This window comes from Agrobacterium sp. ICMP 6402, assembly GCF_009498615.1.
GTDB classification, from domain to species: Bacteria; Pseudomonadota; Alphaproteobacteria; order Rhizobiales; family Rhizobiaceae; genus Agrobacterium; species Agrobacterium burrii.
In genome coordinates this window covers 1,476,110-1,491,317 of the sequence record NZ_QSNV01000001.1, presented here as the reverse complement: position 1 = coordinate 1,491,317, position 15,208 = coordinate 1,476,110, and the positions used below count along the sequence as shown (strand labels likewise).

The following is a 15,208-nucleotide window of genomic DNA, read 5'->3' as shown; positions in this document are numbered from 1 at the left end:
AGACCAGCGTCACCTGCGGCGGCGGCGCGCTTGCCGGTCCCTTATTCGGCTCTGTTTCAGGATTTCAGGGCGGCCAGCGCGTCTTTCGCGAAGGCGGAAATGGGTGCAGGAAGATTGTCGGGATAAAACCAGCCGATATCGGAAAGCTTGTCCGGTTCGGTCAATGCCGGCTCGCCGTGCGTATCGTGGGCGACGAAGATCAGCGACACCCAATGGTGCCGCTCTTCGATATCGATATATTCGCTGTGACAGAGAAATTCGACCTTGCCGATTGTCAGCCCGGTTTCTTCTTCGGCCTCTCGCCTCGCTGCAGCGAGGGAGGATTCGAGGTGATCCACCTTGCCGCCCGGAATACTCCAGTATCCGGCTTCCGGCGCTTTCAGGCGCCGGCAGAGAAGCAACTGGCCATCGCGCAATATCGCAAGGCCAACGCCGACACCCGGAAAATCGAGCCCTGGTTTGATTGTCGGCGTCATATTGGTACTGGCCTCAGCCCTTGGCGTTGGCCACGATCAGCATGAAGGCGGGAATGTCGTCGCCGAAGCCGACCGGGGTCGGGCCATCATCATGGTCGCGATAGTGGCGGCGGCGCTCGCGGTTGTCGTCATTGGCGTGCAGCGGATTACGGGTATTGCGGTCGGAATTGCGCGGCGTCTTTTCCGGTCTGCGTTCTGCTTTCACCTTGTCGTCTCCGTGAGCCACGATCTCGGTAACCGCAGCGGATTGTGCATCCTGATTGATGTTTTCGACCGGCGACGTGGCCGTGTCGCGACGGTTTCTGTCGCGGCCCCTGCCGCCACGTTCCTTGCTGCCTCTGCTGCTGCGGCCGGAATTGCTCTCAAAGCTTTCCATGGGCGCGGGGAGAGTGGAAAGGTCACCGCTCAGCCACTCGATCTTTTCGCCGATCAGCTTTTCGATCGCGTCGAGATATTTCGCGTCGCTTCTGGTGACGATGGTGAAGGCCTTGCCCGAACGGCCCGCACGGCCGGTGCGGCCAATACGGTGGACATAGTCTTCAGCATGGATGGGAACGTCGAAGTTGAAGACGTGGCTGACATCGGGGATATCAAGTCCGCGCGCTGCAACGTCAGAGGCGACGAGCAGCGTCAGATTGCCGTCCCGGAAGTTCTGCAGCATCGTGGTGCGCGAACGCTGGTCCATATCGCCATGCAACGCGCCGACGGAAAAGCCGTGACGGTCGAGCGAACGGAACAGTTCTGCGACATCTTTCTTGCGATTGCAGAAAATGATCGCGTTCTTGAGTTCGGCCTCTTCGGCGCGGACGAGATCGCGCAGGACCGCGCGCTTCTCATAGTCCTTGTTATGCGCAGCCACGATTTGCTGCGTAACGGTTTTCGCTGTGGAGGAGGGCTTGGCGACCTCGATACGCTCGGGGTTCTGAAGGAAGCGGTCGGCGAGCTTCTGGATTTCCGGCGGCATGGTGGCCGAAAAGAACAGCGTTTGCCGGGTAAAGGGAATCATCTTCACGATGCGTTCGATATCGGGAATGAAGCCCATGTCCAGCATACGGTCGGCTTCGTCGATGACGAGGATTTCCACACCGGTCATCAACAGCTTGCCGCGCTCGCAATGGTCAAGAAGGCGGCCGGGGGTGCAGATGAGAACATCGGCGCCACGCTCGAGCTTGCGATCCTGATCTTCAAACGAAACGCCGCCGATAAGCAGGGCGACGTTCAGCTTGTGATTCTTGCCGTATTTCTCGAAGTTCTCCGCCACCTGCGCTGCAAGCTCGCGGGTCGGCTCGAGGATCAGTGTGCGCGGCATTCTGGCGCGTGCGCGACCCTTTTCGAGCAGGGTGAGCATTGGCAGCACGAAGGACGCGGTTTTGCCCGTGCCGGTCTGTGCGATACCGCAGATATCACGCTTTTCGAGAGCGGGCGGAATAGCGCCAGCCTGAATGGGTGTCGGCGTCGTGTAGCCGGCATCTGCAATAGCGGAAAGAACTTTTTGGCTCAGGCCAAGATCAGAGAATGTTGTCAAAGGAAGAACTTTTTCCGTTCTGGTTCGGTAAGAACACCTGCGTGCCGCTGCGACACTTGCAAAGACTTGGCGCGGGGATATGCCCAAATTGCCGGAAAGTCAAGGAAACAACGGGAAATGCGCGCGAAACGTCGCGGTTCTGACGAGGCTTTTTGGCCTGTGGCGCGGTTTCGGCCGATTTATCGTAAAAAGCGCAAAAAAAGCGTTAAAATAGGCCCATCATTTTAGATAGGTTTTCAGCTCCGCCCCGGCGACCAGGAACCGCATCGGATCGACCGGCGTATCGTTGCGGCGCACCTCGTAATGCACATGCGGACCGGTCGAACGACCGGTGCTGCCGGCGCGGCCGATGATATCGCCGGCCTCGACTTTTTCACCGGCCTTAACGAGGATCGCGGAGAGATGGCCGAATCGCGTCGAGACGCCCTGACCGTGATCAATCTCTACCATATTGCCGTAACCGCCGGAATTTTCCGCCACCGTCACCTTGCCCGCGCCGGTGGCTTTGACGTCCGCGCCGGTTTCGGCGCGAAAGTCGATGCCGGTATGCAAAGCGGGCCGCCCCAGAAACGGATCCATCCGGTTACCGAACCGGCTGGTTATCGTTCTGCCGGGAGCGGGGTTGCCGAAGGGCAGGGCGGTTGCGGTTTCCTTGACGATGTCCAGCCGGTTCAGCGCATTGTCGAGATTGGTCAGCGACAGGTTGAACGGGTCGGTTTCGCTGCGTTCGGGCGCCGCATAGGGACCGCCGATATCGTCCGTGCCGCTTTCGTCGATTTTCAATCCGGCCTGCCGGATAATGTCCTGCATCGCGCTTGCCTTGTCTTCGGCATCGTTGGTCAGCCTGGCGATGCGCGATATCTGCTGGCGCTCGATATCCTTCAGCGAAATTGTCACTTTGGAAAATACCCGATCGGCCCGGTCCGACGGTGTTTCGCCGGATTGAGGCACGTAGGCGGCGCGTCTATCGGTTGCGGCGGGCTCTTCCCGCTGCGGCTTGCGCGGCGCCATCAGCGTTTCAATTGCTGAAAGTCCGCCCGTCAGGTCGGCGCGTTTTTCCGGCGCCATGGCGTTTGAAAGGGAAGAGGGCGCGGCGGGTGTGGCGGCGATGCCGGAATTTTCGGCGCGCTCCAGCAACTCGCTCATGCGCCCGTGTCTGGAGGTCAGTGCCGCCTGCTGTTCCAGCAGCTTTTCCACTTTCTTTTCAACAACCTGCTGGTCAAGCAATTGCCGGGAGGTGACGCGGTCGACCTGCGCCCTGAGCGCTGCGATACGGTCTTCATAATCATTCTGCATGCGGGTCTGGCGCGCCATGGTCGCACCTATCAGGTCGTCACGCAGGATAAGGTAGCCGGTAGCGCCGAGATAGCCGAGCGAAAACAGGCCAATGGTGCAGCCGGCAAGAGCGGCCATCCACGGCCGAATGGTCATATGCCGAACCTTCTCGCCGCTCGCCAGAATAAGGACGTGCTGCGACCGCTTTTTGCCGAATACCCGGTTTTCCGCTGTATCAGTCAAAATCTCTCTCCGGACTGGCCGATTTCTCACAGGAAATCATAATTCGTTAAGGTTAACGAAGTTTTGCCGGAAGCAATTTTCAGCGCTTGTGTTGCGTTGCCGAGAACGGTTTTGGCTGTGGCTGACGGCGGTCAGCGAGCGGCAAAAGGACGGCGTCAGACCGGCCTCGCCACACCGCGCCGCGAGATGATTTTGAAAGGGGGGGCGTCACACGGCAGTTCCGCCTTCAGAGTTTGCGTGCAGCCTCAAGCACGGCCTGTGCGTGGCCCGCAACCTTCACCTTGTTCCAGATTTCCGCGATTCTGCCGTCGGGCGCGACGAGGACAGTGGTGCGTTCGACACCCATGTATTTCTTGCCATACATGCTCTTTTCCTTCCAGATGCCGTAAGCTTCGAGCGCCTTTCTCTCCTCGTCGGAGGCCAGCATGACGGACAGCGCGTGTTTTGCGGCAAATTTGTCGTGGCTTTTGACGCTATCAGGGGAAATGCCGATGACGACGGCATTGGCGGCCTCGAATTCGCCGCCCAGCGCGCTGAAGTCGATCGCTTCTGCGGTGCAGCCCGAAGTATCGTCCTTCGGGTAGAAATAGAGAATGACGGCCTTGCCTTGAAGTTTGGACAATGTCACCGTTCCTTCACCGTTGCGGGGCAAAGTAAAATCCGGAGCAGGGCTGCCAATCGTCAAGTCTGTCATAATCTACCTTTCTTTCGCCGGGATGTTGAGTGAAAGTCGCCACATTCGATATATAGCGAAACCGCGCGTCGTCCAGATCACGATTGAGATTTCAGGCCGAATTCACCTGTAATCTGAATCGTCATCTGGGTTAAGGAACTTAGAGCGGCGTTCCAGACGAAAACCGCTTACACTTTTCGCCATCCCGCTGCGGTGTTGCGGCGAAACAGAAGCTATTCAGGGGCAAGCACGGGCGTATGGCTGAAGTCAGGGGTGAAAAGGTCAAGTTCGGCAGGCGCGATATTATTGCCCTGCACGATCTCCCTTCGGCACAGGCCGAAGATCCCATCATCGTGCATTGCCCGGCACCGCGTTCCATGGCGCGCGCCTTTATCAAGATTTTCGCGGCTCTCTTTGTGCTGGCCTTCCTCTCCATTGGCGGCATCATTGTTTCCGTCGAGACGGGATCGATCGACAAGACGCTTTCCAGCCAGGCGCAACAGGCGCTGGAGAGGGCGCTTGGGCCGCACTACAGCGCCCGGATCGGCTCTTCGGCCATAAGATTCTCCACTGGCTTGCGGCTGGCGCTGGTGGCTGAGGATGTGGATATCGTCGAGAAGGAATCCGGCCAGCATCTGAGCCGGGCGCGGGCGATCGGCATGGCGCTCGATCCGCTTGCGCTGCTGATCGGCCGCATCTCGGTGCAAAGCCTTGAAGCCGACGGTATGGAACTCGATACGGCGCTTTTGCCCAAGGGCAACGGTTTTGATCTTTCCAATATCAAGCTCGACGCCGTACCGCAGCAACTGCAGGGGGCGTTCCAGCAACTCGACAAACTCGCCCAGGCTTTCCTCAGCAGCGGGACCGAAGAAATCGATATTTCCAGCGTTTCGCTGCATCTGCCGCCCGGTGAGCTTGGAAAGCCGCGCACCATCGAGATACGCGAGCTGTCGCTGACACCCGACCAGCAAGGCGGTTATTCGCTTGATGGCGAGACGCTGTTTAACGGTGAAATCGCCAGCGTCTCGCTCAAGACATCGGGATCGGGCGGTATGATCGATGGCTTCCAGGCCCGGATCGACGGTTTTGATATCAGCCCGTTCCTTGAAAAATTCGATCCGGAAGGCAATCTGCACGAGGGGCTGAACGTCAAGACCGGTGTCAGCATCGTCGCCCGCCGCGCCGTCGAAGGGCATGAGCCGAGGCTCGACGTCGCGGTCGGCATGGGCAATGGAACGCTTTTGATCGGTGGCGAGGCGCAGCCATTTACGGCGGGCACCGTCAATGCGCGCTATGATTTTCAAAAAAGCACCCTTGTGATCGAAAATTCGCGGGTGGAGCTGGGTCGAACCATCATTCCGGTCACAGGCGAAATCAGGGATACGGAAGAGGGTTTCGGTCTTTCGCTGCGGATAGACAACGGGATTGCCTCATCCGAGGCCTCTGGCGAGGAGCCGGTTTCCTTCAACGTGAAGGCGGATGGAAAGTATACGGCGGCCACGAAGCAGCTTGAGGTGCCCTCTCTTTACGTCAGCGGTCCGCTGGGAGACATGGCTGGATCGCTGAAACTCCGCTTCGGAGTAGGATCGCCCGAAATCAGCTTTGTGGGACAAATCCCGAAAATGGAGGCTACGGCCGTCAAGCAGCTCTGGCCGTTCTGGATGGCGCACAAGCCGCGTGAATGGGTGGTATCCAACCTTTATGGCGGCACGGTCACCAATGGCTCTATTGCGGTCTTCATTCCGCAGGGGCGGATGTGCGGCCCCGGTTGTCCGCTGGTGCTCGGCGACAGCGAAATGCAGATCCGTTTTGATATCGACGATACGCGGCTCAACACCACCGGCGATATTCCGCCGCTGCGTGATGTCGATGCGCATTTCAATATGGTCGGCGGCGGCATGACCGTCGACATCGAGCGGGCGACATCCTATTTCCCGTCCAACCGGTCGCTTGCGCTGGAGAATAGCCGGTTCCTCATCTCCAACGTTTATGACAAGCCACTGCTTGGAAATGTCGAGTTGAATGTTGCCGGTGCAGCCGACGCCGTTGCCGAGCTTGCGACGCTGAAGCCGATCAACGCGTTGAAGGATACGCAGTTCAAACCGGAGGATTTCACCGGTGACGTGAAGGCCAGTGCGAAGCTGACCGTCGGTTTGCTGTCCAGCCAGAACCCGCCTGCGCCGGTGTGGACGGCCGATCTGGACCTGAAGAACCTGTCGCTGACGAAGCCCTTTGCCGGTCACAAGGTGACGGCACTTGACGGTTTCATGGCGTTGAACGACCGGCAGCTCAAGCTTCAGGGCAAGGGCCGTGTGGACGACGTGCCGATGGATATCGAGATGACGGAGCCGGTGCGCAAGAACGGCGATGTCCCCCCGACGCTTTCACTAAAGGCGACCTTGAACGAAACGCAGGTCGCCAAGCTTGCGCCGGAACTGTCTTCGGTTCTTGGTGGTACGACGGTGCTGGAAGTCGATGGCGCGGATTCGAAACGTCAGGATATCCGGCTCGATCTGACCAAAGCGTCGATCATTCTGCCGGGGCTTGGCTGGAGCAAGGGCATCGGCATTCCGGCAAAGGCCGCCTTCACCACCGAGACGGTGGATGGCCGCACGACGATCAGTGATTTTTCCCTCGACGGGGACGGTTTCGGCGCAGCCGGCGATATCGCCTTCAGCAAGAACGGGCTGATTTCAGCCGATCTCAGCCGTGTGCAGCTGTCGCCCTCCGACAATTACGCCGTTTCCGTCGCTGCGTCCAAAAACGGCTATATCATCAATGCCTCGGGAAAATCGGCGGATGTCCGGCCGTTCCTTTCGAAACTGCGCAGTTCTTCCGGCAGCGGTGACGGCACATCGCGCTCGCAGCCCTCGCTTGCCATCAAGACGCAATTCGACAAGGTCTATGGTTTCAACGACGAAATCCTTGGCAATGTCAGTTCCGATATCAGCGTGCGCGACGGCAAGGTGCGTTCGATCGATTTTCGCGGCGTGACCGGCAACGGCCAGGCGGTGGTGGCGCAGACCACCAATCGCGGCGCGACGGGAACCGTGACCTTGACCAGCAGCGATGCCGGTTCCCTTGCCCGTTTCGCCAATATCTACAGTCGCATCCGCGGCGGCCTTCTCAATCTGGCGCTGACGACTGCCAATGGCAGCGACTGGAGCGGCTCGCTGGATCTGCGCAATTTCGCCGTGGTCAACGAGGCGAAGTTGCAGGACATCGTCACCACACCGGCGGGTGACGACGGCAGGAGCCTCAACAATGCAGTTCGCCGCAACATCGATGTCAGCTCGGAAAAGTTCCAGCGCGGTTTTGCCCGGCTCGTTTACGTCAATGGTTCGGTTGCGGTGGAAAACGGCGTGGTGCGCGGCGAGCAGATCGGCGCGACCTTCCAGGGGCTCTTGAAGGACCAGAACGGCCGCATGGACATGACCGGCACCTTCATGCCTGCTTATGGCCTGAACCGTCTGTTCGGCGAGTTGCCGTTCATCGGTATCATTCTCGGCAACGGCCGCGACCGGGGCCTGCTCGGCATCACCTTCAAGCTTTCCGGCCAGACTGACCAGCCGAAGCTGACGATCAACCCGTTGTCGCTGATCGCGCCGGGTGTTTTCCGGCAAATCTTCGAGTTCCAATAAAAAGGGCCGCTTTCGCGGCCCTCGATAACAGGTTTGGTGCGAGCTTTTACGCCGGGCGAACCAGAACATGCTTCTTTTTGCCGACCGAAAGCTTGATGACGCCGTCGCCGGTCACTTCACCGGTGCCGATCATCTGGCGCTCATCCGAAACGCCCTGGTCGTTGATCTTCACCGCGCCGCCCTGAACGTGGCGGCGGGCTTCGCCGTTCGAGCCGGCAAGGCCGGCGCGGACGATGAGCGACAGGACGCCGACGCCGGCTTCGAGTTCGGAGGCCGGAACCTCGATGGAGGGCAGGTTTTCAGCCAGCGCGCCTTCCTCGAAAGTCTTGCGCGCGGTTTCAGCAGCCTCTTCGGCTGCGGCGCGACCGTGCAGGATCGCCGTTACTTCCGTTGCGAGGATTTTCTTCGCTTCGTTGATTTCCGAGCCGCCAAGCGCTGCAATGCGGGCGATCTCATCCATCGGCAGCGTGGTGAAGAGCTTGGCGAAGCGAACCACGTCCGCATCTTCTGTGTTGCGCCAGTATTGCCAAAAATCATAGACCGGCAGCAGATCCTTGTTCAGCCACACGGCACCTGATGCCGACTTGCCCATCTTCGCACCCGAAGAGGTGGTCAGAAGCGGCGAGGTCAGCGCATAGAGCTGCGGTGTCCCCATGCGGTGACCAAGATCGATGCCGTTGATGATGTTGCCCCACTGGTCGGAACCGCCCATCTGCAGGCGGCAGCCGGTGCGCTGGTTCAGCTCCACGTAATCGTAGGCCTGCAGGATCATGTAGTTGAATTCGAGGAAGGATAGCGACTGTTCGCGGTCGAGACGCGTCTTCACGCTGTCGAAGGACAGCATGCGGTTGACCGAGAAATGGCGGCCGACATCGCGCAGGAATTCGAGGTAGTTTAGTCCGCGCAGCCAGTCGGCATTGTTGATCATCAGCGCCGGGTTTTCCGCGCGGTCATAATCGAGGTAGTTGGCGAAGACGTGCTTGAGCGAGGTGATATTGTCCTCGATCATGTCGATCGTCATCAGCTTGCGTGCCTCTTCCTTGAAAGAGGGATCGCCGACCATGCCGGTGCCGCCGCCCATCAGCGAGATCGGCTGGTGACCGGTCTTCTGCATCCAGTGCAGCATCATGATCTGGGTGAGGTGGCCGACATGCAAACTCGAAGCCGTCGGGTCATAGCCGATATAGGCGGTCACGGTTTCCTTGGCGAACAGTTCGTCGAGACCCGACTCGTCGGAGATCTGGTGAATGAAGCCGCGCTCGTCGAGCGTGCGGAGGAAATCGGACTTGAACCTGGACATGACCTTTTTCTTTCTGGTTTGATCTTTGCTGTCATTGAAAGCCAATGAACGCCGGGGGCTTTACCATTGTTTTTTGAAATGTGCACCCGTTTCGGCCATGAATATGAGGATTCACGTCATCATGATTCGATATTGCAAGGGAGCGGCGCGTGGGCGAGGTCAAAACGGCAATCGGGCTGATGAGCGGCACATCGATGGACGGTATCGATATCGCCCTGTTGCGCACGGACGGCGAAAGCGTGGTCCGGCACGGGCCGAGCGGTTATTTTCCCTATGATCCCGGCCTGCGCGCCATCTGGCAAAAGGCGCTGGTCACGGCCAAATCTATTCGTGAACGGGGTGAACGCCCCGGCGATCTCTCGGACGCCGAGCGCAAGCTGACGCTTGCCCATGCGGCGGCGGTCAAATCCTTTCTCCATCGTCACCGGCTTCAGCCTGGCGATATCGACGTCATCGGTTTTCACGGCCAGACGGTGCTGCATCGGCCGGACGAGGCGCTGACGGTGCAGATCGGCGACGGCGCGCTGCTGGCCGAGGAACTTGCCATCGATGTGGTCTATGATATGCGCGCCAATGACATGGCGCATGGCGGGCAGGGCGCGCCGCTCATTCCAGCCTATCACATGGCGCTCTCCGCCAATCTGCCGGACGGGTTCGAAACGCCAGCCGTTTTCGTCAATATCGGCGGCATCTCCAATCTCACCTATATCGGCGAGGGCGGTCGGCTTGCCGCTTTCGACAGCGGCCCCGGCAATATGCTGATCGACCAGTGGATCGAGGCGCATACGGGACAGGCTTTCGACAAGGGCGGCAGGACGGCGGCGGGCGGCAGCGTCGTTTCCTCGCTGGTGAAGCGCTACATGGAAAGCCCGTTCTTCTCGGCCAATATCCGCCGCTCGCTCGACCGCAGCGATTTTGTGCCGCCGCAGAAGGGTGAGGTGTCGCTTGCTGATGGCGCGCGCACGCTGGCGCATCTGACGGGAGCTGCGATCCTCAAATCGGCAGGCTATCTGCCGGAGGGGGCGAGGACTTATGTGGTGTGCGGGGGCGGGCGGCTCAATCCGGTTATCATGGAAGAGTTTGCGAACCTTGCTGCGAAACAGGGCGCTAAGGTTATCGCGGCGGAAGAGGCGGGTTTTGATGGCGGGGCGATGGAGGCGGAGGCCTGGGCCTATCTGGCGGTGCGTTCGCTAAGGGGACTGCCGCTGACCTATCCCGGTACGACGGGGGTGAAGGAGCCGGTGACGGGTGGGGTTTTTGTGCGATCCCCATGAAGATCATAATATAAGACGGTGGGTGGGTCTTACCCCCCCTCTGTCCTGCCGGACATCTCCCCCACAAGGAGGGAGATCGAATCGTGGCGACCTTCCGGCCATCTTTAACCTAGCAGTGTAGTCGAGGAGCAGGCCCCTTGCCGATCTCCCCACCTGTGGGGGAGATGCCCGGCAGGGCAGAGGGGGGTAAGCCCCACCCGCCATCGATAACCGTGACCTGCCTAAACTATACGCCCCAAAATCACCGAATACGCTTCGCAGCCGGTTCCGGCACCAGTTCGCCATTCAGGCGACGGTCGAGATAATCCTCGCATTCGCCCATCAGCTCATCCACCTTGCCGTTGAAGAAGTGGTTGGCGCCGGGAAGGGTGCGGTGGGTGATGAGGATGCCCTTCTGGGTCTTCAGCTTTTCGACCAGACCGTTGACGTCCTTTTCAGGCGCGACCTTGTCGGCGTCACCATTGATGATGAGGCCGGAGGACGGGCAGGGAGCGAGGAAGGAGAAGTCGTAGGTGTTGGGCTGCGGCGCAATCGACATGAAGCCTTCGATTTCCGGGCGGCGCATCAAAAGCTGCATGCCGATCCAGGAGCCGAAGGAATAACCGGCGACCCAGCAGCTTTTCGAATCGGGATGCAGGCTCTGCACCCAGTCGAGAGCGGAAGCGGCGTCGGAAAGCTCGCCCGCACCGTGGTCGAACTCGCCCTGGCTGCGGCCGATGGAGCGGAAATTGAACCGGAGCGTCGTGAAACCACGCTTCTGGAAAAGATAGAACAGCTGATAGACGATCTGGTTGTTCATCGTGCCGCCGAACTGCGGGTGCGGATGAAGAATGATCGCTATCGGCGCGCTCTTTTCCTTGGAGGGTTGATAACGGCCTTCGAGGCGACCCGCAGGGCCGTTAAAGATGACTTCGGGCATAGGTACTCCGGTCGTGTTTTTTCATTCTCCAACCGCATTCTTCATATGAGAAGACTTGACGAACTGTGTCATCTTTTCTAGAACGCAGTTTAGAATAATTCGAAACTTTGCGTGTGCTTAAGCACTCGGGTCGTGTCATAAGGCAAGCGCAACTGTAATTTCAAGAAAAATGCGTTTTTGCGCATTGAAGATTGGATAAAGCCTCACCGCCATGACGGTTTTGACGCGTACATATATGGACTTTAACGCCACGGCGCCGCTGTTGCCCGCCGTGCGTGATGTTCTTGTGTCCGCGCTCGAGGTTGCCGGCAACCCGTCTTCCGTTCATCGGGAAGGGCGCGCGGCCCGCGCCGCCATCGAGACTGCCCGCCGCGAGGTTGCGGCGCTTGCGGGTGCGCAGGCTGCCCATGTCACCTTCACCAGCGGGGCGACGGAAGCTGCCAATCTGGTGCTGACACCGGAATTCAAGATGGGGCGCGCTCCTGTCCGCTATAGTCGTCTTTACGTCTCCGCCATCGAGCATCCGGCGTTTCGCGAAGGCGGACGGTTCGCCAAGGCTGACGTTACGGAAATTCCCGTTACGTCAGTGGGCGTGATCGATCTTGCGGCACTTCAGGCGCTGTTGTCTTCCCACGACACGTCCACCGGCTTGCCGATCGTCGCCTGCATGCTGGTGAATAATGAGACGGGCATTCTTCAACCCGTGGCGGAAGCGGCGCGGCTGGTGCATGCGGCTGGCGGATTGATAGTTGTTGACGCCGTACAGGCCGCTGGACGGATTCCGCTCGATATCAATGCTCTCGATGCCGATTTTCTCGTCATCTCATCCCACAAGCTCGGTGGTCCCAAGGGCGGCGGCGCCCTCATTTCGCGCGGCGAGGTGATGATGCCGAAGCCGCTGATCCATGGCGGCGGGCAGGAAAAGGGACATCGCTCGGGTACGGAAAATACCCTGGCCGTCATCGGTTTTGGTGCCGCTGCCGCTGTTGCGGCCCGGAATGTGGAGATTGAAGCGGCGCGTCTTGGCGCTCTGCGGGCACGGCTGGAAGACGGCATGCGGATGAGTGCGCCTGACGTGATCATTCACGGCGAGGATGTTGCCCGCGTCGGCAATACCACATTTTTCACTCTGCCGGGCCTGAAGGCGGAGACGGGGCAGATCGCCTTCGATATCGAAGGTATCGCGCTGTCTGCCGGTTCGGCCTGCTCATCCGGCAAGGTGGGGGAAAGCCATGTGCTGAGCGCGATGGCGCGCGATCCGAAGCTCGGCGCGCTCCGGATTTCGCTTGGCCATGCGACTGACGAGGCGGACATAGAACGGACGCTTGCGGCGTTCACGAAAATTGCCGGGCGGCGCAAGCTTTCCGGTCAGGCCGCGTAAAATGCGGCAAAGAATTGCGGAATCGCAAATTTCCGCTTGCCGGGATGTGTGAAAAGCGCCATCCCGCACCTACATGGGTATAAGCTCCGCCCCGGCTGACGGCTCGGAACGATTTGCCCGAAGATCAATAAGGCGGCTTTCCGCCTTGATACGTTGACAAGCCACCGGACCTTGGCTCCGGCGAGATTGGAGAACGACATGGCAGCGGTTCAGGAAACGATCGATCAGGTACGCCAGATCGATGTGGACCAGTATAAATACGGCTTCGAGACAAACATCGAAGTCGACAAGGCCCCGAAGGGCCTTTCGGAAGAGGTGATCCGCTTCATCTCGGCCAAGAAGCAGGAGCCGGAATGGATGCTGGAATGGCGTCTTGAGGCTTACCAGCGCTGGCTGACGATGGAAGAGCCAACCTGGGCGCGGGTCAATTACCCAAAGATCGACTTCAACGATCTCTATTATTACGCTGCGCCGAAAAGCACGCCCGGCCCGAAGTCGCTGGACGAGGTCGATCCGGAGCTGCTGAAGGTTTACGAGAAGCTCGGCATTCCGCTGAAGGAACAGGAAATCCTCGCCGGCGTCGAACAGCGCAAGGTTGCGGTGGATGCCGTGTTCGATAGCGTGTCCGTCGTCACCACCTTCAAGGCGGAACTGGCGAAAGCCGGCGTGATCTTCATGTCGATTTCCGAAGCGATCCGCGAATATCCTGACCTGGTGAAGAAATATATCGGTTCTGTTGTTCCGCCGACGGATAATTTTTACGCCACGCTGAATACGGCTGTCTTCACCGACGGTTCCTTCGTGTTCGTGCCGAAGGGTGTTCGCTGCCCGATGGAGCTTTCCACCTATTTCCGCATCAATGAGAAGAACACCGGCCAGTTCGAGCGCACGCTGATCATCGCCGAAGAGGGGGCTTACGTCTCCTATCTGGAAGGCTGCACCGCACCGCAGCGCGACGAGAACCAGCTTCACGCCGCCGTGGTCGAACTCGTGGCGCTTGATGATGCCGAAATCAAATATTCGACCGTCCAGAACTGGTATCCCGGCGACAAGGACGGCAAGGGCGGCATCTACAACTTCGTGACCAAGCGCGGCGATTGCCGTGGCGACCGCTCGAAGATTTCGTGGACGCAGGTGGAAACCGGCTCGGCGATTACCTGGAAATACCCGTCCTGCATTCTGCGCGGTGATGACAGCCGTGGCGAGTTCTATTCGATTGCCGTCTCTAACGGCCATCAGCAGATCGACAGTGGCACCAAGATGATCCATCTCGGCAAGAACACGTCGAGCCGCATCATTGCCAAGGGCATTGCTGCCGGTTTTTCGGAAAACGTTTATCGCGGCCAGGTCTCGGCTCACCGCAAGGCGACCAACACGCGCAACTTCACGCAGTGCGACAGTCTGCTGATCGGCGACAAGTGCGGCGCGCATACCGTGCCTTATATCGAGGCGAAGAATTCCTCGGCGCATTTCGAGCACGAGGCGACGACGTCGAAGATTTCCGAAGACCAGCTGTTCTACTGCCTGCAGCGCGGCATCCCGGAGGAAGCGGCGATCGCGCTGATCGTCAACGGCTTCGTGAAGGAAGTCATTCAGGAACTGCCGATGGAATTTGCCGTGGAAGCGCAGAAGCTGATTGGCATTTCGCTGGAAGGTTCGGTCGGCTGATCTCCGTCCAAATACGCAATTGAGTGCGCGATATTCGCGCACCTTCGCCCACACAATTCTTAGGATAAAACCATGCTTGAAATCATCGACCTGCACGCAAAGATCGCCGATACCGAAACCGAGATCATCAAGGGTCTCAACCTGAAGGTTGCCGCTGGTGAAGTTGCCGCCATCATGGGGCCGAACGGCTCCGGCAAGTCGACGCTGTCCTACATCCTGTCGGGCCGTGAAGACTACGAAGTCACCTCCGGTGACATTCTTTACAACGGCGAAAGCATTCTGGAACTGGATGCGGCTGAACGCGCTGCCAAGGGCATCTTCCTTGCCTTCCAGTATCCGGTCGAAATTCCGGGCGTCGCCACCATGCAGTTCCTGAAGGTTGCGATGAACGAGCAGCGCAAGGCGCGCGGCGAGTCCGAGCTGACGACGCCCGACTTCATCCGCCGCGTCAAGGAAGCTGCCGGCGATCTGAAGATCGACATGGACATGCTGAAGCGTCCGCTCAACGTCGGCTTTTCCGGCGGTGAGAAGAAGCGCGCCGAAATCCTGCAGATGGCGCTCTTGGAGCCGAAGCTTTGCGTTCTCGATGAAACCGACAGCGGCCTCGACATCGACGCGCTGAAGATCGTGGCTGACGGCGTCAACGCGCTGAAGTCGCCGGATCGCGCCGTCGTGGTCATCACCCACTATCAGCGCCTGCTCGACTACATCGTGCCTGACAGCGTCCACGTCCTCTACAAGGGCAAGATCATCCGCTCGGGTGACAAGGCTCTCGCACTGGAACTGGAAAACAATGGTTACGCCGACATCATCGGTGAAGCGGCCTGAATTTG

The 15,208-nt window shown here is 59.3% G+C and carries 11 protein-coding genes; 5 read left to right on the top strand and 6 right to left on the bottom strand.

Annotation, left to right across the window (positions count from 1 at the left end; genetic code table 11):
• Positions 1-56: 56 nt before the first annotated feature.
• The 4 genes from DXT96_RS07605 to DXT96_RS07590 all read right to left on the bottom strand — a co-directional run bounded on the left by DXT96_RS07605 (position 57) and on the right by DXT96_RS07590 (position 4,213).
• Positions 57-476 (bottom strand): NUDIX domain-containing protein, encoded by a 420-nt coding sequence (locus DXT96_RS07605; RefSeq protein ID WP_153514048.1) that lies wholly within the window; start codon positions 474-476, stop codon positions 57-59.
• Positions 477-489: 13 nt separating this feature from the next.
• On the bottom strand, positions 490-2,001 hold the full coding sequence (locus DXT96_RS07600; protein WP_149897339.1) for a DEAD/DEAH box helicase: 1,512 nt from the start codon (positions 1,999-2,001) through the stop codon (positions 490-492).
• A 219-nt stretch (positions 2,002-2,220) separates the two neighbouring features.
• Positions 2,221-3,519 carry a M23 family metallopeptidase gene (locus DXT96_RS07595; protein WP_153514047.1) on the bottom strand — a complete coding sequence of 433 codons (1,299 nt, stop codon included), beginning with the start codon at positions 3,517-3,519 and terminating at the stop codon, positions 2,221-2,223.
• Between the two features lie 226 nt (positions 3,520-3,745).
• Positions 3,746-4,213: a peroxiredoxin gene (locus DXT96_RS07590; RefSeq protein ID WP_153514046.1), complete on the bottom strand. Its 468-nt coding sequence runs from the start codon at positions 4,211-4,213 to the stop codon at positions 3,746-3,748.
• Between the two features lie 236 nt (positions 4,214-4,449).
• Between DXT96_RS07590 and DXT96_RS07585 the strand changes: the two genes are divergently transcribed.
• A complete protein-coding gene (locus DXT96_RS07585) occupies positions 4,450-7,833 on the top strand; it encodes a DUF3971 domain-containing protein (RefSeq protein ID WP_153514045.1) in 3,384 nt (1,127 codons plus the stop codon).
• 46 nt (positions 7,834-7,879) lie between these two features.
• On the opposite strand, the gene tyrS is transcribed toward DXT96_RS07585, so the two are convergent.
• The gene (gene tyrS, locus DXT96_RS07580) at positions 7,880-9,133 is read right to left on the bottom strand and encodes a tyrosine--tRNA ligase (RefSeq protein ID WP_153514044.1); all 1,254 of its coding nucleotides are present in this window, start codon (positions 9,131-9,133) and stop codon (positions 7,880-7,882) included.
• A 149-nt stretch (positions 9,134-9,282) separates the two neighbouring features.
• Here tyrS and DXT96_RS07575 point away from each other — a divergent pair, with 149 nt between their 5' ends.
• Entirely contained in the window at positions 9,283-10,407 is a 1,125-nt protein-coding gene (locus DXT96_RS07575) for an anhydro-N-acetylmuramic acid kinase (RefSeq protein ID WP_371418804.1), read from the top strand.
• A 241-nt stretch (positions 10,408-10,648) separates the two neighbouring features.
• On the opposite strand, the gene DXT96_RS07570 is transcribed toward DXT96_RS07575, so the two are convergent.
• Positions 10,649-11,326: an alpha/beta hydrolase gene (locus tag DXT96_RS07570; RefSeq protein WP_149897345.1), complete on the bottom strand. Its 678-nt coding sequence runs from the start codon at positions 11,324-11,326 to the stop codon at positions 10,649-10,651.
• 211 nt (positions 11,327-11,537) lie between these two features.
• On the opposite strand from DXT96_RS07570, the gene DXT96_RS07565 reads away from it, so the two are divergent.
• The 3 genes from DXT96_RS07565 to sufC all read left to right on the top strand — a co-directional run bounded on the left by DXT96_RS07565 (position 11,538) and on the right by sufC (position 15,203).
• Positions 11,538-12,707 (top strand): cysteine desulfurase family protein, encoded by a 1,170-nt coding sequence (locus tag DXT96_RS07565; protein ID WP_153514043.1) that lies wholly within the window; start codon positions 11,538-11,540, stop codon positions 12,705-12,707.
• Between the two features lie 198 nt (positions 12,708-12,905).
• On the top strand, positions 12,906-14,375 hold the full coding sequence (gene sufB / locus DXT96_RS07560) for a Fe-S cluster assembly protein SufB (RefSeq protein WP_149897347.1): 1,470 nt from the start codon (positions 12,906-12,908) through the stop codon (positions 14,373-14,375).
• A gap of 72 nt (positions 14,376-14,447) precedes the next feature.
• Positions 14,448-15,203 carry a Fe-S cluster assembly ATPase SufC gene (sufC, locus tag DXT96_RS07555; RefSeq protein ID WP_149897348.1) on the top strand — a complete coding sequence of 252 codons (756 nt, stop codon included), beginning with the start codon at positions 14,448-14,450 and terminating at the stop codon, positions 15,201-15,203.
• Positions 15,204-15,208 lie beyond the last annotated feature (5 nt).

Excerpts from the sequence above, each read along its gene's own strand:
- DXT96_RS07605 (WP_153514048.1), bottom strand. The coding sequence starts at position 476 with ATGACGCCGACAATCAAACCAGGGCTCGATTTTCCGGGTGTCGGCGTT.
- DXT96_RS07590 (WP_153514046.1), bottom strand. The coding sequence starts at position 4,213 with ATGACAGACTTGACGATTGGCAGCCCTGCTCCGGATTTTACTTTGCCC.
- DXT96_RS07585 (WP_153514045.1), top strand. The coding sequence starts at position 4,450 with ATGGCTGAAGTCAGGGGTGAAAAGGTCAAGTTCGGCAGGCGCGATATT.
- tyrS (WP_153514044.1), bottom strand. The coding sequence starts at position 9,133 with ATGTCCAGGTTCAAGTCCGATTTCCTCCGCACGCTCGACGAGCGCGGC.
- DXT96_RS07570 (WP_149897345.1), bottom strand. The coding sequence starts at position 11,326 with ATGCCCGAAGTCATCTTTAACGGCCCTGCGGGTCGCCTCGAAGGCCGT.
- DXT96_RS07565 (WP_153514043.1), top strand. The coding sequence starts at position 11,538 with ATGACGGTTTTGACGCGTACATATATGGACTTTAACGCCACGGCGCCG.
- sufB (WP_149897347.1), top strand. The coding sequence starts at position 12,906 with ATGGCAGCGGTTCAGGAAACGATCGATCAGGTACGCCAGATCGATGTG.
- sufC (WP_149897348.1), top strand. The coding sequence starts at position 14,448 with ATGCTTGAAATCATCGACCTGCACGCAAAGATCGCCGATACCGAAACC.